The following is a 21,720-nucleotide window of genomic DNA, read 5'->3' as shown; positions in this document are numbered from 1 at the left end:
ACCAAAAAACCTGACTTAAAAATTCAAGTCAGGTCCCCTAAGTTTCCAGCAGGCATTAAAAATTAGATGACTTCATATAAAAATTCACGAAGCTCCGTGCCATCTTCATCATTTAATTGAAAGACAGATTCTATATAACCTTCTTCTTCCAAATCATCGGAGCCAATTATTGCATAACGGCTTGATTGCATATTAAGAACAAGCTTCTTTCCATAATACCGATTTGTGGAAGTTATAGCCAAATCAAATCGTTGGTTTTCGCCCATGAAACTGACGAATCTCGTTTTCGTATCTTCTGCTTCATCGTATAGAAAAAAACGTTCACTCATCCTGAATCTCTCCCTTAGTTTGGTTACGTATTTTCAGGCATGACTAAATGTGGCTTCCTATTTAATCGATGATGAGCTTTGATGTATCGAACGGTCCCAGTTTTTGCACGCATGACAATGCTGTCTGTTTCAACTAGATCTCCACCTAAGAAGCGGACACCCTCCAGCAGTTCACCTGAGGTCACGCCAGTAGCTGCAAATATCGCATCATCGCTCTTAACGAGGTCGTTTAACGTTAAGAGCATAGAGGGGTCTTCAAGTCCCATTCCGATACACCGTTGAAACTCTTCATCGTTTGATGGAAGGAGGCGTGCTTGCATATCACCGCCAAGAGATTTGATTGCTGCAGCAGCAATCACTCCTTCTGGTGCTCCACCAGTTCCAACAAATAAGTCAATACCTGATCGTGGAATTGCAGCCGCAATGGATGCTCCCACATCGTTTTCTCCAAACAGTTTAACACGAGCACCCTTCTTTTGGATACGTCCAACTAATTCATTGTGACGTTCGCGCTCTTGAATAATGACTGTCAGATCCCTTACTCGCTTGTTATTCATTTTGGCGACAATGTCAATTGTTTTTTCAATCGGATCGGTTAAACGAACTAGCCCAGCGGATTCAACGCCAACAACCAGTTTTTCCATGTACATATCCGGAGCGTGAAGTAAGGTACCTTTGTCCGCAATTGCAATGACGGCCATGGCATTAGGATGACCTTTGGCAACGATATTAGTCCCTTCAAGTGGATCTACGGCAATGTCAACTTCCGGGCCGTTGCCTGAACCTAACTCTTCTCCAATATATAGCATTGGTGCTTCGTCCAACTCTCCTTCACCAATAACAACTTTTCCTCTCATATGAACGGAATCAAACATATTTCTCATTGCTGTCGTTGCCGCATCGTCTGCTTCATTTTTTAATCCTCTGCCCATCCATTGAGATGAAGCGAGTGAAGCGGCCTCAGTTACACGTACAATTTCCATCGCTAATTCTCTATCCACAATAATTCCTCCTATATTCATCTATTTCAGGTTATAATAAAGAAAGATTCGACTAAATCCTTCATCATAATAACAAATAATACATACTAAATAAACAGTTTTTTTGAAAATACTACACATATTTAGTGGAGAACGTTTTCAATATGTTATACTAATTACTTTTTTAAAGGAGATGGAAAGATGTATTTTGTAGACAGTAAATTAATTGATAAAAGATTGACGTATTTTGACAAGTTGATATCTGAGTTCTCTAAGACAGAAGTCCCGCGGAGTTTTGAAACAGAGAAAGCCGTTGAAAGAATGTGTCAAATGATGATCGAGGTTATGATGGATGTTGGAAATCAAATGATTGATGGATTTATTATGAGAGACCCAGGTAGTTATGAAGATATTGTACACATCCTTGTCGATGAGAAAGTAGTTTCTAAAGAAGATGGAAAAGCATTTGAAGCCTTACTTCCTTGGAGAAAAGAGCTTATGCAGAATTATATTGATGTGAATATTGCTGACTTATTCGATGCATTTAAAAGAGAATCGAACACTCTACATAACTTTTCGGGGAAAATTCGGCTGTACCTTGAAAATGAATTAGGACCGGTCTCTGCATTTCTCCCCAAAAACGAATAAACTAGTGAAACTCACTACATTGTGAATAAGTGAACAAATGATGAACGGATATAAGACAAATTTATAAACTTTCTATATATAAAATTTACTGTTGTGTAATCCTTCGATAGAATAGAAGAGAAGGAAGGTGAGGATATGGCGATAAAAACCACCTCAACAAGAGATCAAATTTTAAGCTTATTGAAAGTGAAAAAGCAGATGACAGTATCAACGATTGCTCGTGAGTTATTAATTACAGAAATGGCTGTCAGAAGACATTTGAACACGCTAGAAAGAGATCATGTTGTTGAGACGACACTGCAGAGGCAAGCGATGGGGCGACCGACAAATGTGTATCAGTTATCAGCAGGTGGACAGGAAATGTTTCCGAGAAATTACCGAGAATTGGTAATTGATTTGTTGACGTCGATTCAGGAAGATGAAGGTTTATTGAAAGTGAAAGTACTGTTTGAGCAACGAAAAGAAAGATTAAGACTTCGTTTTGAAAAAAGAATGTTATTAAAGGATTTTGATAGTCGAGTTTATGAAATGGAAAAAATTCAGAATGAACTTGGTTACATGGCAGAAGTGACTAAAGAGGCAGATGGTAGTTATATTTTTAAAGAATATAATTGTCCAATTGCGGAAGTAGCAAAAGAATTTCCAGTCGTATGTGAGGCAGAAATCCAACTTTTCAAAGACTTATTAGAAACGAACAATGTTAAGTGTCAAATGTGCATGTCAACTGGACAAGAGCAACATTGCTATTATAAAATTGAGAAATCTGAGCACTAACTTTCGTCACTCCTCGTGGGTGACTTCTTTTTTTAAATTTCATTGAAACGGACTAAACTTAAAAAGGATGCGGATAATGGTGAAACAGTATAAAGGTTATTTAATTGATTTAGACGGTACGATGTATCGTGGCGAAGAAAAAATTGATGCAGCGAGCAGGTTTGTGAAAAAGTTAGTAGAGAAAAATATCCCTTATTTATTTGTGACAAACAACTCATCTAGAACACCAAAAGAAGTAGCGGATAAACTCGTAGCAATGGATATTCCTGCTACCGAAGGCCATGTGTTCACAACGAGCATGGCAACAGCGCAGTATATTGATCAATCTTTTGGGAAAGCAAATGTATACATGATTGGGGAGCAAGGACTTGAACAATCGCTACAAAAGCAAGGTTTACATCTAACGGACCAATCTGTTGATGTCGTAGTAATGGGGATTGATCGTAGTATTAGTTATGAAAAATTATCGACAGCTTGTCTGGCAGTAAGAAATGGTGCGGCGTTTTTGTCAACGAATGGGGATGTTGCCATACCAACAGAGCGTGGGTTGCTGCCTGGTAATGGATCGCTGACATCGGTCGTTCATGTCTCTACAGGAGTTTCACCAACGTTTATTGGTAAACCTGAATCAGTTATTGTCGATCAAGCTTTGGAAGTATTGGGAACGAGCTTGGATGAGACAGTAATGGTTGGCGATAATTACCAAACCGATATCCTAGCAGGAATACGGGCGAATATGGATACGATTATTGTACATACAGGTGTAACATCAAAAGACCAGTTGGTGAACGAAGAAGTTCAACCAACGTGGTCGATCGGATCGTTGGACGATTGGGAAATATAGTGATGAAAACAAGAGGGCCTCTCAGAAGGCCCTCTTGTGCTTTTCAATAATCATCTTGTGTATGTGCCAAGCGGCTAGATGCAGCGGCTGCAATGGCGCCAACGATATCATCTAAAAATGTGTGACAACCGTTAGCCTTGTCGTTTAACTTCTTTAGAATCCCCGGTTTTAGTTTGTCGATATAGCCAAAATTCGTGAAACCGATTGACCCATAAACATTCACAATCGATAAAGCAATTATTTCGTCAATCCCATATAGACCTTCGTCGCGCTCTACCATTTGTTGGAGCGGGTAATCTAATTCACCCTTTTCACCTAATCGATCGAGTTGAATACCAGTCAAGATCGCGTTATGGACTTCTCTTTTTGTCAAAACTTGATTGACATTTTCTACACAGTCCTCTAATTTGAGTGAAGGATAATAGTCTAATTGAAGTTCTAGTACTAAGTGGGCAATGTCTTCGATTGTGACGCCACGGTCGAAAAGCCATTGTTTCGCAGTTGACTCAACGATTCCTCTGTTTCCTTTCATTTCATCACCTACAACCTCTTTGTATTTGTTTGATTAGTGTATTCAAGGTGAATAAAGATATTCTTAGAAGGAACAAAATGGGCATCTTAATCATACACTAAAGCAAAGTGTGCTGAGAAAGGGGCGAATAATCGGTGTTAGAGAGAGAATTATATGAGCATTATCAAATTGATTTGGAACAGGCACTGAATATTGGCGATGACATGATCATTAAAGGGAGCGGAAATCATTATTTATTACGCAATATCGCTTCACTAGATAAAAGAAGAATCTTAGAGCAGGAGAGAATGACACAATTTTTAATGACTCAGCAAGAACCCGATATTATTACTCCACTTAAATCTACTTCAGGGCATGAGAGGACAATTATTGATGGACAAGAGGCGATCATTTACCAATTTCAAGATGAGCAAATTAACCGAAATTCGAATGAAACGGAAAGGTCGATTGGGAAACGCTTAGCAAGATTTCACCTGCGTGGAGAACATTTTGAGCCGACATCTTCAGTCTGGCAAGGGACATGGCTGTCATGGAAAAATCGATGGATGAAAAGACTAGATCAACTTGAAAAATGGTATGTTCATAAACAGCAAGAACATTATAAAAGCGAGATGGATGAATCGTTTTTACTTACATTTCCATATTTTTTAACAGTTACTGAAAATGCGATTCAAATGATTGTCGATACCCAGTTAAATGACCCTTTTTCAATTCGAGAGGGAAGAGGAAATACAATTTGTCATCGTCGGTTTTACGAAGGAAGTTGGATAACACTTGACGAGAAAGCAGTAGCCCGTTATAAAGTACCAGCTGATTTTGTTTATGATCATTTTTCCCGCGACGTAGCTGAATATCTTCGTCATATTTGTACAGAAACAATCCCGTTTGCACAAAAAATAAAGCGGATTGAAAGATTTTTACATCGTTATCAAATGATTCGTCCATTGAAAAACCATGATGCTATTCTTGTTGTCACAAGAATCATGTTCCCTGTCCATTATTTTGACCTAATCGAAGCATATTATCGTTCGGTGGATGAACGAAGAAAGTCCGTAATGGAGGAGGATTTGATGTCCCTTTTTACACAGGCAGAGGAGTATGAGACATTGCTCCACCATATTTCAAAGTTCTTTTTAATACCAAACGAATTCTTTCCTCATTGGTTAGCGAAAAAATAACAATTTTTGACTTGAATATCTGCTGTATACTGTACATGTAGGGACGTACATTTAGTTGTGAAAGGGGCTCTAATTAAACGATGAGAAAACCATTTGTGTTCGTAACAAGACAAGTACCAGAAGAAAGTTTGGTTGCTTTAAAAGTTGTGGCCGAAGTAGAAGTATGGCCAGAAGAGGAAATTCCAGTACCTAGGGAATTATTATTGGAAAAAGCAAAAATAGCGAGCGGGCTTTACACAATGCTTTCCGATAAAATTGACGAAGAATTACTTAATCAAGCACCCCATTTAAAGGTTGTAGCAAATTTAGCAGTTGGTTTCGATAATATTGACGTGAAAACTGCTTCAGAAAGGGGAATCGCGGTTTGTAACACACCTGATGTATTATCAGATACGACCGCAGACTTAACATTCGCACTTCTTATGGCTACGGGAAGAAGAGTTGTTGAAGCTGTTGACTATGTCAAACAAGGAAATTGGAAAAATTGGGCGCCACTGCTTTTGGCGGGAACAGATATCCATCATAAAACAATTGGTGTTGTTGGTATGGGAAGAATCGGATCGGCCGTTGCCAAAAGAGCGACAGGGTTTGATATGGAAATTCTGTATCATAATCGCTCACGTAATATAGAGGCTGAAACGAAGTTAGGTGCAAGTTATGTTGGTTTTGATGAATTAATTGAACGTTCGGATTATATCGTCTGTTTAGCTCCTTTAACAGAAGAGACAGCAGATTTATTTACTTATGAAGTTTTCCAAAGCATGAAATCGTCCGCGATTTTTATCAATGCATCTAGAGGTGGCCTTGTCGTTGAGGAGGATTTGATTAAAGCACTATCGGAAGAAATCATTGCCGGAGCGGGACTGGATGTTTATCGCGAGGAACCTATTTCCGTGGATCATCCGTTACTTCGTTTTTCAAATGTTGTTGCTCTCCCGCACATCGGAAGTGCGAGTGATGAGACACGTCATGAAATGGCCTCGTTGGTTAGTAGGAATATTGCTCATGTTCTAAGAGGAGACAAGCCTGAAGCGATTGTAAATGAAGAAGTGTTTAAATAAAATAATAAAAAAAGGGAGATGCAACGATGCTGCATCTCCCTTTACATGTGTGATTAAATTAGAATACTTGTTCTAATTCTGTTACTCCTGGTACTTCTTCTAAGAGAGCGCGCTCAATCCCAGCTTTCAACGTAATTGTTGAACTTGGGCATGATCCGCAAGCACCCATGAGACGTACTTTCACTACTCCGTCCTCGATATCTACTAGTTCAACGTCCCCTCCATCTCGAAGTAAAAATGGACGTAATTTATCGAGCACCTCTTGAACTTGAGAATCCATTGTTTCTGTTGCCATAATTGAAACACTCCTTTCTTTACATTCATTATAATATCCTTCACAGAAAAAATCCATGATAAGCAATTATTTTTTGTCCTTTTGGATTATTTTTTTACGGTTAATAGCATGATAAAGTCTTGAAAACACTATGGTCTAGGCATTTTTGGCTGAAAGATAACCTGAGTTTTTCCAATAAAATAATGTGTATATGGTGTTAATAGTAAAATCATTCATTAGAAGTGAAACAATGATAAAATAGTGGTGAGGTAAGGTTAGGGAGGTGTGAGAGTGAAATTAATTGAAATAACTGTTTATGGGGCGAAAGAGAAATGTGTCAGTTGCATTCATTTACCAAGTGCGTTAGAAACCAAAGAATGGCTAGAGGCAGCTATTAATAGAAAATTTCCTGCATACTCGATTGAGTTCATTTATTGTGATATTGATTCTCCAATAACCGAGGAGCAGGAATCTTTTTCTAATAAGATTTTGGAAGATGAATACTTCTATCCACTTGTCGTCATCAATGGTGATGTTATTTCTGAGGGCAACCCTAGGCTGCCAATCATTTATAAAAAAATTGAAGAATTGATGGGAGATAGCACCTGATGGCGGTGCTATTTTAATTTTATACTTTAAGAATATTTAACTTCGCTAAAGGGTTAAAGTATAAGATAAACGAAGGCTTTCGCCATGAAGGACTTGGCGACAAGCCAAGTTTTTGTAAAAATGTTTGGGTAAGATGTTATATTAATGACCAGAATGATTCTTGTACATCCAAAGCACGCCAGATTTCAGTACACGAGGTACTCTTCCTGTCATTGCTTTCTCTCCCATAAAACCAAAGCCATGTTTTTTCCCTAAAGAACCTAGAACACCCTTTAATTTAATTTTAGGCATTTGTTCAGGATAAGGTTTTCCACTCCACTTTCTATTAAGCAACATTGCAACACGTTCGGATTGCGCTTCGGCTAATTGTGCACTAGGTGCATGAGCGGATGCTGCACAGTCACCGACAACAAACACGTTATCGTACCCAGGAAGGTGGTGGTGGATTGTTGTGATAAGTCTTCCCATATGATCGTGTTCTACATCGAGTTCTCGTACAATGTTATTAGCTTGAATACCGGCAGTCCAAATAATCGCATCAGTTTCGATACGCTCTTCATGATTATACAGGACGTTCCACTCTACTTTTGTGATGTTCGCACGGTTGACAATCGTGATGTCGTTTTCAATAAACCAGTCAGTTACGTAGTTATAAAGTCTTGCTGGAAACATCGACAAGATATTTTCACCACGATCAAATAAAAGAATTTCTAAGTCAGGTCTGCTCTCTCTTAACTCACTGGCTAATTCGACGCCACTCAAACCACCTCCGACAATAGCTACCTTCCCGTTTGGTTTTACACCTTGCAAGACGTGATATGTTTTTCTTGCTCTGCGCATACTTTGTATACTTAGCGTATTTTCTTTTGCCCCAGGGACACCGTGGTATTTGTCTTCACAACCTAAACCTATGATTAAATCGTCGTAAAAAATATCGTCGCCATTAGCTAACTCGACTTTATTCTCGTTTAAGTGGACGTGTTTTACTTGGTCAAATTTTAATTCTAAACGAATATCATTAGGAAATGACATTCTAAGCTGTTTATCAGCAACCGTTCCAGCTGCTAACGCGTAAAATTCCGTTTTAAGACTATGATAAGCTTCTTTCTCAATTAAAGTAATTGATACTTCTTTTACATCTTTTTCGTTTAAAAGTTTTTGAATGGCTCGAAGCCCTCCGTAACCTCCACCTAAAATAACCAGGTTTCGCACGGGATAATCCCCCTTTATTCGTTCAAAGCAGAGCAAACGATCTGCTAGATCAAACGTATACTATATTTTGCTACAATAATTTAGTGACATATTGATGACTTTTTTAATATATCAGCTTTTCGCTAATTCTACAATGGACAAACCACACCTTCATTGCAATAATTTAAAGTTAGAAGAGTTGACAGCTATAAAACCTGAAGGTAGCATATACGGAGTGAGTTTTCTTAAATATTGAGGTGAAAAATAAATGAAACCAATTATAGAGTTTTGTGTGAGTAACTTAGCAAGTGGTACGCAAAAAGTAATGGAAGAGCTTGAAAAAGATCCTGACCTTGATGTCATTGAATACGGATGTTTAAGTTTTTGTGGGCAATGTGCGAGAAACCGTTTTGCTCTAGTAAATGGTGAGGTTGTCACAGGCGATACAAACGATGATTTGTTAAAAAATATTTATACATTTTTAGATGAAAATCCAATGTTTTAACTTAGAGTCGCGCATGCATAATCATGCCGACTTTTTTTGATTTGAGTGATTTCGCTTGTTTAAACGAAACAACTACCTTAGCATAGAAGGAACAACGTAATCGAAATTAAGTGGAGGCTTTGAACTGACATGAGACCAATTCCTTTTGACCACACATGGCCGTATGAAAAACAAATGGGCGATATTTATTTATCAACATGCCCTTATTGCTCTGAAGATAACATACTCGTTCATCTTTCAAATGCAGCACTCGAAAAAGCAAAAGAAGGGTTCAAGGTCAGAGCAAATATGCCTTGTTGTCGAAAAACAATGATCATCCTTGAAGCAGACGATGATTATTTCTGGACAAATGAAAAACTTCGCTAGAATAAATCTAGTATAGATGCAAAAACGAAGTCCCGTGTTGGGACTTCGTTTTTTATGTTTAATATTTTTGGATAACGTTATAGAAAGTATCCCGTTCAACAGGATTTTTATCCGCACCTTTAATAAGGTAAATCAGCTCTTCTCTCGTTAAACCTTGAGAGGTAAGGGCACCAGCCGAGTGAGAAATTCGTTCTTCAATAAGAGTCCCGTGAATATCAGAACTACCAAATGATAAGGCCATTTGCGTTAGTTGTGGTCCAATGTTAATCCAATACGCTTTAATATGATCAAAATTATCAAGCATTAGACGACTAATCGCGATGGTACGCAAATCGTCATAAGCAGATGTTCTACGTTTAATTCCAGCGCCTGTACTTTTTGGCTGCATAGCTAATGGAATAAATACCATAAATCCATTTGTTTTATCTTGAAGTTGTCTGAGTCTGTCCATATGAATTAATCGTTCTTCTTTCGTTTCAATGGATCCGTAAAGCATGGTTGCGTGTGTTTTTAAACCGAGTCCATGGGCCAACTCATGAGCTTCGAGCCACTCGAACGTAGATGCTTTGTCAGGGCTCATTTTTGCCCTGTAACGCTCGGTTAAAATTTCAGCTCCACCGCCGGGCAGAGTATCTAGTCCAGCTTCAATCAATTGTTCAAGAACTTCTTTCATTGTAAGGCCTGCATGTCTTGCAAAAAACTCAATTTCAGCGCCTGTATATGCTTTGACAGTACATTGAGGATAATGTTTTTTCAGTATACGGATCGTATCTAAATAATAATCGAAAGGAACTTCTACGTTATGACCGCCAACGATATGAAACTCACGAATATTGTCATTCCAACGATCCTTAACATATTTTAATAATTCCTCTTCATCCATCGTATAAGCGCCTTCTTCTCCAGGTTTACGCTTAAAACCGCAAAAAGTACAACTTGCTTCACATACATTCGTAGGGTTAATGTACATATTCTGTATGAAATATACGTTTTTCCCATTCTTACGTTCATTCACTTGATTTGCAAGTTGTGCCACAGTTAAGAGATCAGTTGTTTCATAGAGCTTCAACCCATCTTCAATCGATAATCTTTCACCACGAGTTATTTTATCTTTGATTTCTTGTAAATCTTCGTCAAGTAAAATCGAACTCATTCCCATCCCCTACCTTTATTAAATATTTATCTTGGATTCAGCATGGCTGAATGTCTAAGTAATGCATCTTTATTATTGTAAAACTGCCTTTATCTTATCATTGTTTTGAGGACTATGCCAAACAGAACTAACTTATAACGAGAGTTTGGTCAAACAGTTTTACAAGCGTTTAAAGAGATCAACCAATGTAAATCGGTTCACGTGGTTTACCTTTCTTGAAGATATAGGATTTAATCGTTATAATGGAGATATAGTTAAGATAGATAGGAGGGATAAGCTTGCTAACAATTACAGAAGCTGCTTCAAAACAAGTGAAAGAAATGATGGCTGGTGAAGAAGATGCAAAGTACCTTCGAATTGGTGTTCAAGGTGGAGGTTGCAGCGGTTTATCTTACGGAATGGGTTTTGAAACCGAAATTGGTGAGGAAGATAAGCAGTTAGAAATAGAAGGTCTTTCCGTTTTAGTTGATAAAGAAAGTTTATCAATGCTTGATGGAGTGAAAGTCGATTATAAGCAAAACATGATGGGTGGAGGATTTACACTCGATAACCCGAACGCGATTGCATCATGCGGTTGTGGATCATCATTTCGAACAGCCACGAATGCAGGAACACCTGAAGATTGCTAAAACTAGACCGTTTAATGATTCAGTTTCTCTTTTTGAAGAGAGACTGTTTTTTTATATTTTAAGGATGTGTAACTTCGCTAACGAGGATTAAAGTATAAGATAAACTAAGGCTTTCGCCAGAATGACTTGGCGAAAGTTTTAGTTTTTCTAATGGAGAGGAAATGGTGAGTTGGAATTTTGGGATTGTCCTAAGGGAGCGGACTGCTTATTGAAGCGAGGAACGGGGCACAAGAAGGAGCGTCATGTGACCGAAAACGAACAGATTCAGGAAAGAAGGGTAAGAAGAAGGAGAGGCTTGTGCCCTAAAGCGAGCAGATTCAGAAAAGAAGGGGCACAAGAAGGAGCGGCTTGTGCCCTAAAGCGAGCAGATTCAGAAAAGAAGGGGCACAAGAGCAACCGGGATTCGAACTCCCCCTATTTAATTTGCCAAAAAGAAAAAACCGTTCCATATATTATATGGTTCGGTTTTAAATATATCGAAGGATTGAAATCCAAAGTGACATCACTAATTTAAAATAGACTTGAACTGTGTCCAGCTGTCGAACTTGCTGTAGGATCAATATAAACTTTTGCTTTGTTGATTGCAGTTGGCGCTTCGCCAAATCCTGAAGCGATTAACTTAGCTTTCCCTTCGTACGTAGCAATATCTCCACAAGCATAAATACCAGGAATATTTGTTTCTGTACTTGAATTAACCATAATAGAATTTTTTTCTAACTCTAATCCCCACTGTTTTATAGGGCCGAGGTTTGAAATAAATCCGTAATTAACTATTAATGTGTCAATATCAACCTTGTGCGTTTCGTCGCCATCTTTTTGTTTCAGTGTAACTGCAGTAATTTTTTTACCATCATCATGTAGTTCGCTCACAACATAAGGAGTACGAACAGTAATTTTATCTGAGCCCATGAGTTGCTCTACGCTGTGTTCATGAGCACGGAATTTATTTCGGCGATGAACGATCGTAATTTCTTCAGCAATATCTTCTAACATTAATGTCCAGTCAACAGCAGAATCTCCACCGCCTGCTAAAACAACCCGGTCTCCCGCAAATTTGTTTAAATCACTTACAAAATAATGAAGGTTTATTCCTTCAAATTCTTTGGCACCGTCGATATCTAACCGACGTGGTTTAAATGCGCCTACTCCTGCTGTAATGATAATTGTTTTTGTATAGTGCTTTCCTTTATCTGTTGATAATGTGAAAATGTTGTCGTCGCCTTTTTCGACATTTTCCACAGCCTCTTCCAAAACGATAGTAGGATCAAATTGCTTTGCTTGCTCTTCCAAATTATCGACTAATTCTTGCGCTCGTATTTTTGGAAAACCAGCGATATCGTATATGTACTTTTCAGGATAGAGCGCTGATAACTGTCCACCTAATTGAGGCATAGCTTCAATTAACTTTACTTTAGCCTGTCTTAAACCACCATAAAAAGCAGTAAATAATCCGACAGGGCCACCCCCAATGATCGTAATATCATAAATTTCTCTTTCTTCTGACAAACGTCACACCTCCAATATTAAAATATACAACGGTCTCATTATATATTATAAGCATTAACTTAAGGGAAGAAAAGACTTCATTATGAATTAACGAAGAAATCAAATAAATCACAAAATAATATCTTTAGCTTTATTATATATATTAAGTTTAAATTTTTCCAAAACAAGGAATCAGATTAATATATAACTAATCCTTAAAAGTATTTGTAAGAAAAGTTCACAAAATAGATAAAAAACAGTTGAAAAATGTCCACATAAGTCATATGATGAGATAGGAAATAAAACATATTCTCTGTGGCAATATTACTATTTATATAATTTGCAATTATCTGGATTTTTTATACCCTGATACGTGAAATAAATCACAAACTTTTATTCAAATGGAAAGAATATCAAGCGTGATTTTTAGATGTAATGGGAAAAATGGAGAATAATAATATCAAATTGGAGTGTGGGAAATAATGAACAAAAAACCAAGAATAGTCATTTTAGGTGCTGGTTACGGTGGAATGATGACGGCAACAAGATTGCAAAAGTCGACAGCCTACCGAGATGCGGAAATTACCTTAGTGAACAAACACAATTATCATTACCAAACGACATGGTTGCATGAACCGGCAGCAGGAACGATGCACCACGATCGAACAAGAATGAAAATTGACAGTGTCGTTGATACGAATAAAATTAATTTTGTAAAAGATTCTGTCGTGGAAATAAAAAGAGACGAAAAGAAAGTCATTCTTGAAGATGGTGAATTGGATTACGATTACCTCGTTATTGGACTTGGGTCCGAGCCGGAAACATTTGGCATACCAGGAGTAGAAGAACATTCTTTTGCGATTCGTAGTGTCAACTCTGTTCGACTTATTCGTGAACATATTGAATATATGTTTGCAAGTTATAACAAACAAGACGAGAAGAGTGATGATGTATTGACATTTGTTGTTGCTGGAGCTGGTTTTACCGGAATTGAATTTGTCGGTGAGCTATCAGAACGGATTCCAGAGCTTTGTAAAGAATATGACATTGATCGTGAACTAGTGAAAGTATACTCTGTAGAAGCGGCACCTACAGCATTGCCTGGGTTTGACGAAGAATTAGTTGAATATGCAATGAACCTATTGGAAAGTCGTGGCGTTGAGTTTAAAATCAATACGCCAATAAAAGAAGTCCAAGATGGTCGAGTCTTACTTGCAGATGGTGAAGAGATAAAAGCACAAACAGTTATTTGGACAACAGGAATTCGTGGGAATTCAATCATCGAAAACTCTGGTTACGAAACGATGCGAGGACGTGTGAAAGTTGAATCCGATCTTCGTGTTCCTGGAAGTGATGATACGTTTATTATTGGTGACTGTGCACTCATCATTAACGAAGAAATTAATCGTCCGTATCCACCAACAGCGCAAATTGCAATTCAACAATCATATACCTGTTCTAATAATCTAAAAGCATTGATTGCTGGTAAAACAGAAATGGAAGAATTTAAACCAGATATCAAAGGAACGGTTGCTTCCCTTGGTGGCAAAGAAGCGATTGGTATTGTGGGAGAAAGAAAATTATATGGTAACTCTGCCTCAGCAGTAAAGAAAATCATTGATAATCGTTACCTTTTCCTTCTAGGTGGAATGCCTTTAGTCTTGAAAAAAGGAAAGTTAAAGTTTTTTTAAAATTATAAGTAAAGGTGCTAACTAAGATTAGATCCGTCTTTTCTTAGTTAGCATTTTTTGTACTTTAAGAATATTTAACTTTACTAAAGGGTTGAAGTATAAGATAAACTAAGGCTTTCACCATGAAGGACTTTGCGACAAGGCAAGTCCTTATAATTTAAGTATTAAAATGTATACATATAAATGAGGGAATTAATTTTTTGGATTAGGGTTTAAACCGTTGTCGTTGACGTTTTCTCTTTAATTCAGTAAACTAAAGTTTGACCTTATGGGGGTGAAGAAAACGTGTTGAATATACCACAACTAATTATTGCTACATTGCTTTACTTCGTGTTATTTTTTGGAATTGGTTTTATTTTAAATATGCTGCTTCGTTCAACTTGGACTATGGCAGTAATATATCCAGTCGTCGTTATATTCATGGTTGACCAAGTTGGATTTATAAGTTATTTTACAAATACAGCCTCTTCGTTTTCAGAATTATGGAGTAGCGTCCTTTCGCTTGCGTTCGCAGATGTTATTATCCTTGTTGCTGGAATGGTTGGTGCTATTTTATCAGGAATTGCCAATAGGATGTTAAGAGAAAGAGGATATCAAATGTTTTAAACTCTCCTTAGGAGGGTTTTTTTCTTTGCGAATTTCAAAATATGACGATTTATATAAGTATAAAAACATTGCTCAGTGGTTATCCTTTGTGGATGAGGAGTGTTGCTAATGACTTTCTTTAAAAAACAAATACAGCGGTTTGTTATTTTCGGGTTGTTCATAGGTGCAATTTTTGCAACGTACATGACGATTACTAATTTAACACCAAATCAGTTAAAAGAATGGTGGAACGATTATCAATTTGAAAATACGATGCAAGCAATGTCTGATAGACCTTTTGATAAAGAAACGACATTGGAACCAGTTGAACCACAGCAGCTGACGTATACTCCTAAAAGGCAATCAGAAAAAATAGAGGACGCCATGGATTGGTCGCAATACCCATCACAAGAGGTAACCGCTACTGGCTATACAGCTGGCAAAGAATCAACTGGGAAAGTCGAGGGAGATCCACTATATGGCATAACGTATTCAGGTGTAGAAGTTAAACGTGATCTCTATTCCACGATTGCTGCCGATCCTGATATTTTTCCGATTGGAACAGTTTTATTTATACCTGGGTATGGATATGGTGTTGTGGCAGATATTGGTTCGGCAATTAAAGGAAATAAGATTGATTTATATTATGAAACTGTCGAAGATGTGTTTAATTTATGGGGGAAAAAATCGGTTGAGGTTTTTGTGATTGAAGAAGGTAACGGTCGAATTACAGAAGAAGATCTCATAAAATTAAATGAAGCAGAGGAAGTTCAAACGTATAGAAGTGAGTTTAGACCGACAGATCGAGCATCATAGTGTGGTCAATTAATTAACATGTCAGTATATCTGCTCTTTAAATAGAATGAAAATAGATTGTGCTTATAATAAAAGTTGCTGAACGGAAAAATCCGGCAGCAACTTTTTGTTTAGTACCGAGTGGAGATTGGTGCAAATTAAGAATGAAAAAATTAAAATATCATGGCGTGAAGAGTAAAAGCGAGAATGATTCCTAACAGTCCACCAAAAAATACCTCTATTGGTTGATGACCTAGTAGTTCCTTCAGTTCTTTTCTTTTTTCTTGTTCTTTTTTTTCTGGCCAATGTTTCATTTCATTTACAGCTTTATTGAAGTCTGTAACAAGGCGATTAATGACGGTAGCTTGTTCACCGGCATGACGTCTTACACCGGTTGCATCAAACATGACAATGATTCCAAACACAGCAGATATTGCAAAAAATGGTGAATCGACGCCATGTTCCAATCCTATACCTGTTGAGAGAGCTGTTACTGCACCTGAATGAGAACTGGGCATGCCGCCAGTACTTGTGAGAAGTGTCCAGTCAAATTTTCTAGAAGCTACGTATTGTAGCGGAACTTTAATAAATTGGGCAAAAGCAATTGAAAATAGTGCAGCCCATAATGGGAAATTGTTAATTAATTCCATTCGCGATATATATCCTTTCTTTGATGTACTTTGTTTTCATTTATTATATTTTGTAGTATTCTTCATTATAACATATCTTCCCTCTAGCTAATCAGAAACATAAACCAAGGCCTAGGAAGAATTAATTTCTCAAAGGAGGGGTCAAGATCATTGAATCTCGTGAGTTTTTTTCTGATAGTAACGACAGAAAAGCACTGGTAATAGGACGATTTCTTGGAGAAAAATCAAGTAGTGACATTTACCAGTGGATTGAAGATACATTTAATGTTCCCATTTCTAGATGGCTCCAAACCCATCAATATTGGGGTAACGAAGGGTCAGTTCATTGTCTTCCAATATATATGAAAGATACAAACGTTGAATATATCTATGTCATTGGTTTGGGCAGAAAAAACTCTAACGATGTATCGTTATATAACAACATTGGGCAGGAGCTTGCTGAACATGCATACCAAAATCGGTTGCAGAAATTAACCGTTTATTGGCCATCGATGATTACCAAATATAAAGAAATGCCTTATCAAGCATATGAAGAAATGTTAAATAGCTATTACACCTATATTTATTCCTCTTCCTTAGCTATGCAATTGACTTTTATTTTTGCTGAGGAAGATCAAAACAATAAATATGAACAGATTCACAAAGAAGTGCAGTATGTAGCAGAAAAGGTTTCAGAGAACCAAATGTTACTTGAGCGTCCCTACGAACTAATGAATGGTGAAGAAATCCTAACCGTTTTTCATCGATTAGCCAATTTGCAAGGTGTCAGTTCTGATATTTTTGATACTGATGACATCCATTCACTTGGAATGGGAGGTATTCTGTCTTCATCTGATCAAACTAAAATGACTCCGGTATTCGTGAAGTTGGACTACGTACCAACAGTAAAAACAGAAAATGAATTCAACTTTTTTTTAGTTGCGGCAGGAGGAATAAATACAAAAGTCGAACATATAACAAACAATCGTCAATACAATCAGTCGGTTTATCCGGACCGGGTAGGTGCGCTGCTTGCCTTTTCTGTATTCGAAGAAATATGGAGAAAAAAACTTCCGATTTCTATATCTGTTGTTTGTCCAATCACGATAGATGTGAGTGATAATAAAGGAAATGAGTTCATAAGACTATTAAATGGCGATGTACAAATTAACGATTCGGCAGTGGAAAGTCAGCACTCACGACTAATCGATTCAATTCGCTTTGCAAAGCAAGAAAATGCAAGTCTTATCGTGAGTTTAGCATCTTTATCGCCAAATTTATCAACTACAATAGGAGGAGGGTATACTTTTGTAATTACTAACGATAAGAATTTACAAAAAATGTGGAATGTTGAGACGAACGAAGGTTGTTGGATGCTCCCGTACGATAATCGGGATCTTACGTTATTTAAGGGAACTGATCTAGAGAAGTTAATGCAAGTAGGTGAATCAGCTTCTCCAACGCCCTGGTTTCATATTGAGACTCTTTATTCGACTTTAAATAAAGGTAAATACCAGACGCATTATATGTTACAACATGAAACACCTTTTATACTTAAAACATTAATGAGAATTCAACGTGAGTATAATGGAGGAATTGTGTGATAAAAACGACAGAATCTATAAAAGTGTTTAAAAATATCAAAGTTAGGGAATTGAATAATCATTACAAAATACCTAATTAAGCTCGTAATGAAAGTTGAGTAGAGGATAAAGCCATTGTGAAAAGGTTGTAGGACTTCACAACGATAAACAGGAGAATATTAACGTTTTTGTTCGACAATGAGTTTTGAGCTTAAAGTAGGTTTCCATTATGATATTTACTAGCAGAAAAGACGAGAAAAATGGAAATTTAATAGGAAATTTGATAGTTTATTCTAGAACAAGGGGCATAGTATAACTATACTAAGCTATTTGACAACAAAAATATCGAAGGAGGGACAATAAAAATTCATACTTAGAAGCTGATCGACTTTCTTAAATGAGTAAGGTGTTATATGAAATCGATTTGTGATACTTAGCAAGCTCTATCTATTTGGAAATAACGAAGCTAACAAAAGGACAGTTTTAATTACAGTAGGTCCTTAATATGGGGCTGACGAATCCGATAGCTTGCAATACTTAATCTTTATAATAACGGTAGACTATCAAAAAACCGGGAGCTCAGTTTTTTGAGTTAAATCGGAACAAGGGGGAGTATGTACGTTGAACGTACTCAAAAAGATTATTCGCTTTCTAGATAACTTGTTAATAAAATTTGAAGTAATCGTTCTTAGTTGGTCTATTATAATTATTTCGATTATGACATTTGGAAATGTTGTTAATCGCCAAATCACTGGGCGAAGTTGGTCATTTGCTGCAGAGATAAGTGAGATTTCGATTATAATGGCTACGTTTGTGGGTATTAGTTATGCTGCAAGAAAAGGAAGGCATATTAGTATGTCAGCATTTTTTGACATGGCTCCAAAAAAAATCAAAAAGTTTCTTTCGATTGTTAATCCTTTAGTAACCGCAATAATGCTATTTGTATTAAGTTATTATGCTTATGAATATACGGCAGGACAAACGAGAGTGACTTCTTCACTAGAAATACCTTATTGGATGATGGTGGGGATTATGCCAATTGGATTCTTTCTTGGTGGAGTTCAGTTTTTAAGAAATATGTGGGTAAACATTGTGAATGAAGAAGTTTACTTAGCCCAAGATAAAAAGGATTATGATGAACAATAATATGAATAAAGAGAGGATATCATAATGGAATGGACAATATTGGTAGTTATGGTACTGTTATTGGTCATGGGATTCCCTATGATGGTTCCCTTGACTGCAGGGGCAATGGTTTTAATCTTTTTTTTCCTAGATAATATCGATCCCTACATCCTGATTCAGCAAATGAGATCTGGGATTGTTGCGTATTCATTATTAGCTGTACCTTTGTTTATTTTTGCAGCTGATATCATGTCAACAGGCAAAACGTCGAATCGATTAGTCGACTTCGTAGGTGCATTTGTTGGTCATTTACGTGGTGGTTACGCAATAACAACCGCAGCGGCATGTACATTATTTGGTTCCATTTCAGGTTCGACACAGGCGACAGTAGTAGCTGTAGGAACTCCGATGCGTAAGAAACTTCTTCAATTAGGGTATAAAGATTCTAGTGCAATTGCTCTTATTATTAACGCAAGTGATATAGCATTATTAATTCCACCGAGTATCGGGATGATCATATATGCTTTAGTGGCAGATGCATCCGTCGGTGACTTGTTTATTGCAGGTATAGGACCAGGAATTTTAATATTTCTTTTCTTTGCCGCATATGCAGTAATTCACGCAAAGATTTTTAACATTCCACGTGTAGAAAAAACATTGTGGGCAGACCGTATAAAGCTTACTAAGAAAGCATTATTACCACTCGGTTTTCCTGTTATCATCGTCGGTGGTATTTATATGGGGTATTTTACTCCTACGGAAGCAGCTGGAATTTCAGTGCTCTATGCGCTTATTTTAGAACTATTAGTATTCCGATCAATAAAAATTCAAAATATACCGAATATAGCTTTATCTACGGGTCTAGTAACTTCAGCTGTATTTATATTAGTTGCGGCTGGTCAAGCATTTTCTGTCGCGATAAACCGCGCCAGAATTCCGCATACATTAACTGATGCTGTTTTAGGTCCTGATCCCACGGCATTAACTGTATTATTTATCGTTGCATTATTTTTCTTTATTGGTTGTATGTTTGTCGATCCAATTGTAGTTATCTTGATCTTGACACCGATATTTGCACCGGTTGCAGTAGCAGCAGGCGTAGATCCGATTCACTTAGGTGTCGTAATTGTATTCCAAGCTGCATTAGGGTCAGCGACACCACCATTTGGGGTGGATATATTTACCGCAAGTGCGGTCTTTAATAAATCATATTTAGATGTTATTAAAGGAACACCGCCATACATTGTCATGTTAGTTATTGTAGCAATTTTAGTCATATTGTTTGAGGATATCTCACTCTTCTTGATAAGATAAAAGAGGAGAGAATGAGAAATTCTTTCAAATATAAAAAATTTTATGGGGGTAATATAAGATATGCTTAAGAAAAAAGGTATTTTAGTAAGTACAGCAGTAAGTTTAAGCTTAGTTTTAGCAGCTTGTGGAGGAAATGATGATAATAACGAGAACGATGGTAACAATGGTGCTAATGAGAATAATGGAAACAATGCAAACGAAGAAGTAAATAACGAAAACAACGATGCGGATAATGAAAATAATACCGCTGATGCTGGTGACATTGATGAATACCACTGGGATTTCGTAACGGAAGAAATGCAAGGTGAAGTTCAATATGAATATGCAGCAGAGTTTGCAAACCGTTTGGAAGAAAAATCAGGCGGTAACATTACGATGGATGTATGGGAATACGGTGGACTTGGTGATGGTGTAGACCAAGCTGAACAGCTCATGATGGGCTCAACAGAGTTTGGAATCGTTTCTCCTGGTTTTACAGGAACAATGGTTGAAGAAGCGCAAGTTTTTGCCCTACACTTCTTGTTCCCTGATGACATTGCTTTGACTCAAGAAATTCTTAACGATAGTGAAGCATTAAATGTTGATCTTCGTGAGAAATATGAAGAACACGGCATGTCACCGTTAGCTTATTGGACAGAAGGTGCTATGCAGTGGACGGGTAATCAAGAACTGCGTACACCAGATGATTTTGATGGTTTCCAAATTCGAGTACAAAACTCACCATTAATTAACAACTCTTATGAAGCTTATGGTGCAGAGCCAACAGCAATGGATTGGGGCGAGTTATACACAGGTTTAGACCAAGGTGTTGTTAACGGACAAGAAAACCCGATTTTCTTTATTGAAAATGCTGGTTTCCATGAAGTACAAGAGCACATGACTGTTTCTAATCACAACAACTACGTTGCGATGACAGTTGTAAATACTGATTTTTATAATGGACTTCCAGAAAATGTTCAAGCGTTGATTGATGAAACAGTAGAAGAAATGCGTCAAGTTGGTTATGATCTTCAAGATGAATTAAATGAAGAATTTCTAACTGTTATCGACGAAGACACTGAAAACCCAACGGAAGTTTATCACCTTTCTGAAGAAGAACGTGAGGCATTCCGTGAGTTAGCTTTACCAGTTCGTGACTTCTTCCGTGACAATAACGGAGAAGATGCAGGACAAATTCTTGATAAGCTTTTAGAAGAAATTGAAGCAGCACAATAATATCAGAATTATGTGATCGATTTAAAAAGTCAGGAGCCTCGCGCTCCTGGCTTTTTTTGTATGTAATATTTCGAAAACTGAGCGCCCATCATTTGTGGCTAAATTGTATATGCCTGCCAAAATGCTTTTTTAATTTTATCTAAAAGGATTGACTGCGAATTTATAAAATGATAAATTAAGTAAGGTTTTCATACGTTATCAATTTAGCAGGATAAAGTAATGGAG

24 protein-coding genes are annotated in these 21,720 nt (G+C 37.2%); 16 read left to right on the top strand and 8 right to left on the bottom strand.

All coding sequences use genetic code 11. The features are described from left to right. Positions 1-62: 62 nt before the first annotated feature. On the bottom strand, positions 63-329 hold the full coding sequence (locus ACM26V_RS12785) for a DUF3055 domain-containing protein (protein WP_416147094.1): 267 nt from the start codon (positions 327-329) through the stop codon (positions 63-65). Between the two features lie 23 nt (positions 330-352). Beyond that, positions 353-1,330: a class II fructose-bisphosphatase gene (gene glpX / locus ACM26V_RS12780; protein WP_416147093.1), complete on the bottom strand. Its 978-nt coding sequence runs from the start codon at positions 1,328-1,330 to the stop codon at positions 353-355. A gap of 180 nt (positions 1,331-1,510) precedes the next feature. Here glpX and ACM26V_RS12775 point away from each other — a divergent pair, with 180 nt between their 5' ends. From ACM26V_RS12775 to ACM26V_RS12765, 3 genes are all read left to right on the top strand, one after another. After that, positions 1,511-1,957, top strand: a complete 447-nt coding sequence (locus ACM26V_RS12775; protein WP_416147092.1) for a DUF86 domain-containing protein — start codon at positions 1,511-1,513, stop codon at positions 1,955-1,957. A 135-nt stretch (positions 1,958-2,092) separates the two neighbouring features. After that, a complete protein-coding gene (locus tag ACM26V_RS12770) occupies positions 2,093-2,731 on the top strand; it encodes a helix-turn-helix transcriptional regulator (protein WP_416147091.1) in 639 nt (212 codons plus the stop codon). Positions 2,732-2,810: 79 nt separating this feature from the next. Then, on the top strand, positions 2,811-3,575 hold the full coding sequence (locus tag ACM26V_RS12765) for a TIGR01457 family HAD-type hydrolase (protein ID WP_416151875.1): 765 nt from the start codon (positions 2,811-2,813) through the stop codon (positions 3,573-3,575). A 43-nt stretch (positions 3,576-3,618) separates the two neighbouring features. On the opposite strand, the gene ACM26V_RS12760 is transcribed toward ACM26V_RS12765, so the two are convergent. Beyond that, positions 3,619-4,107, bottom strand: coding sequence for a phosphatidylglycerophosphatase A (locus ACM26V_RS12760; RefSeq protein ID WP_416147090.1), 489 nt, complete (start codon positions 4,105-4,107; stop codon positions 3,619-3,621). Between the two features lie 134 nt (positions 4,108-4,241). On the opposite strand from ACM26V_RS12760, the gene yutH reads away from it, so the two are divergent. Together yutH and ACM26V_RS12750 are read left to right on the top strand one after the other, a co-directional pair. Further along, complete coding sequence (gene yutH, locus ACM26V_RS12755) at positions 4,242-5,285, top strand: spore coat putative kinase YutH (RefSeq protein WP_416147089.1); 1,044 nt, start codon at positions 4,242-4,244, stop codon at positions 5,283-5,285. A gap of 80 nt (positions 5,286-5,365) precedes the next feature. After that, positions 5,366-6,346: a 2-hydroxyacid dehydrogenase gene (locus tag ACM26V_RS12750; protein ID WP_416147088.1), complete on the top strand. Its 981-nt coding sequence runs from the start codon at positions 5,366-5,368 to the stop codon at positions 6,344-6,346. A 58-nt stretch (positions 6,347-6,404) separates the two neighbouring features. Here ACM26V_RS12750 and ACM26V_RS12745 read toward each other — a convergent pair whose 3' ends face one another. Next, positions 6,405-6,641, bottom strand: a complete 237-nt coding sequence (locus ACM26V_RS12745) for a NifU family protein (protein ID WP_416147087.1) — start codon at positions 6,639-6,641, stop codon at positions 6,405-6,407. 270 nt (positions 6,642-6,911) lie between these two features. Between ACM26V_RS12745 and ACM26V_RS12740 the strand changes: the two genes are divergently transcribed. Then, on the top strand, positions 6,912-7,229 hold the full coding sequence (locus ACM26V_RS12740) for a DUF1462 family protein (protein WP_416147086.1): 318 nt from the start codon (positions 6,912-6,914) through the stop codon (positions 7,227-7,229). A gap of 141 nt (positions 7,230-7,370) precedes the next feature. On the opposite strand, the gene ACM26V_RS12735 is transcribed toward ACM26V_RS12740, so the two are convergent. Further along, positions 7,371-8,441 carry an NAD(P)/FAD-dependent oxidoreductase gene (locus ACM26V_RS12735; protein ID WP_416147085.1) on the bottom strand — a complete coding sequence of 357 codons (1,071 nt, stop codon included), beginning with the start codon at positions 8,439-8,441 and terminating at the stop codon, positions 7,371-7,373. A 247-nt stretch (positions 8,442-8,688) separates the two neighbouring features. On the opposite strand from ACM26V_RS12735, the gene ACM26V_RS12730 reads away from it, so the two are divergent. Beyond that, positions 8,689-8,925, top strand: a complete 237-nt coding sequence (locus ACM26V_RS12730) for a YuzB family protein (RefSeq protein WP_416147084.1) — start codon at positions 8,689-8,691, stop codon at positions 8,923-8,925. 129 nt (positions 8,926-9,054) lie between these two features. Next, a complete protein-coding gene (locus tag ACM26V_RS12725) occupies positions 9,055-9,291 on the top strand; it encodes a hypothetical protein (RefSeq protein WP_416147083.1) in 237 nt (78 codons plus the stop codon). A 58-nt stretch (positions 9,292-9,349) separates the two neighbouring features. On the opposite strand, the gene mqnE is transcribed toward ACM26V_RS12725, so the two are convergent. Continuing rightward, positions 9,350-10,444 (bottom strand): aminofutalosine synthase MqnE, encoded by a 1,095-nt coding sequence (gene mqnE / locus ACM26V_RS12720; protein WP_416147082.1) that lies wholly within the window; start codon positions 10,442-10,444, stop codon positions 9,350-9,352. Between the two features lie 320 nt (positions 10,445-10,764). On the opposite strand from mqnE, the gene ACM26V_RS12715 reads away from it, so the two are divergent. Beyond that, a complete protein-coding gene (locus ACM26V_RS12715) occupies positions 10,765-11,073 on the top strand; it encodes a HesB/IscA family protein (protein WP_416151874.1) in 309 nt (102 codons plus the stop codon). 510 nt (positions 11,074-11,583) lie between these two features. Here ACM26V_RS12715 and ACM26V_RS12710 read toward each other — a convergent pair. Further along, positions 11,584-12,579: an NAD(P)/FAD-dependent oxidoreductase gene (locus tag ACM26V_RS12710; protein WP_416147081.1), complete on the bottom strand. Its 996-nt coding sequence runs from the start codon at positions 12,577-12,579 to the stop codon at positions 11,584-11,586. Positions 12,580-13,040: 461 nt separating this feature from the next. Here ACM26V_RS12710 and ACM26V_RS12705 point away from each other — a divergent pair, with 461 nt between their 5' ends. The 3 genes from ACM26V_RS12705 to ACM26V_RS12695 all read left to right on the top strand — a co-directional run bounded on the left by ACM26V_RS12705 (position 13,041) and on the right by ACM26V_RS12695 (position 15,650). Next, positions 13,041-14,249 carry an NAD(P)/FAD-dependent oxidoreductase gene (locus ACM26V_RS12705; RefSeq protein ID WP_416147080.1) on the top strand — a complete coding sequence of 403 codons (1,209 nt, stop codon included), beginning with the start codon at positions 13,041-13,043 and terminating at the stop codon, positions 14,247-14,249. A gap of 285 nt (positions 14,250-14,534) precedes the next feature. Then, positions 14,535-14,855 carry a YuiB family protein gene (locus tag ACM26V_RS12700; RefSeq protein ID WP_416147079.1) on the top strand — a complete coding sequence of 107 codons (321 nt, stop codon included), beginning with the start codon at positions 14,535-14,537 and terminating at the stop codon, positions 14,853-14,855. 108 nt (positions 14,856-14,963) lie between these two features. Next, positions 14,964-15,650, top strand: coding sequence for a 3D domain-containing protein (locus ACM26V_RS12695; protein ID WP_416147078.1), 687 nt, complete (start codon positions 14,964-14,966; stop codon positions 15,648-15,650). Between the two features lie 152 nt (positions 15,651-15,802). Here ACM26V_RS12695 and ACM26V_RS12690 read toward each other — a convergent pair whose 3' ends face one another. Next, positions 15,803-16,279, bottom strand: coding sequence for a divergent PAP2 family protein (locus ACM26V_RS12690; protein WP_416147077.1), 477 nt, complete (start codon positions 16,277-16,279; stop codon positions 15,803-15,805). 341 nt (positions 16,280-16,620) lie between these two features. Between ACM26V_RS12690 and ACM26V_RS12685 the strand changes: the two genes are divergently transcribed. From ACM26V_RS12685 to dctP, 4 genes are all read left to right on the top strand, one after another. Then, complete coding sequence (locus tag ACM26V_RS12685) at positions 16,621-17,862, top strand: hypothetical protein (protein WP_416147076.1); 1,242 nt, start codon at positions 16,621-16,623, stop codon at positions 17,860-17,862. Positions 17,863-18,462: 600 nt separating this feature from the next. Then, positions 18,463-18,987 (top strand): TRAP transporter small permease, encoded by a 525-nt coding sequence (locus tag ACM26V_RS12680; protein WP_416147075.1) that lies wholly within the window; start codon positions 18,463-18,465, stop codon positions 18,985-18,987. 24 nt (positions 18,988-19,011) lie between these two features. After that, a complete protein-coding gene (locus ACM26V_RS12675) occupies positions 19,012-20,280 on the top strand; it encodes a TRAP transporter large permease (protein ID WP_416147074.1) in 1,269 nt (422 codons plus the stop codon). Positions 20,281-20,340: 60 nt separating this feature from the next. Further along, complete coding sequence (dctP, locus tag ACM26V_RS12670) at positions 20,341-21,495, top strand: TRAP transporter substrate-binding protein DctP (RefSeq protein WP_416147073.1); 1,155 nt, start codon at positions 20,341-20,343, stop codon at positions 21,493-21,495. Positions 21,496-21,720 lie beyond the last annotated feature (225 nt).

The organism is Salipaludibacillus sp. HK11, from assembly GCF_047795645.1.
GTDB lineage: Bacteria > Bacillota > Bacilli > Bacillales > Salisediminibacteriaceae > Salipaludibacillus.
Note: the sequence above shows the minus strand (reverse complement) of the source record. Positions and strands in the feature narration are given on the sequence as shown.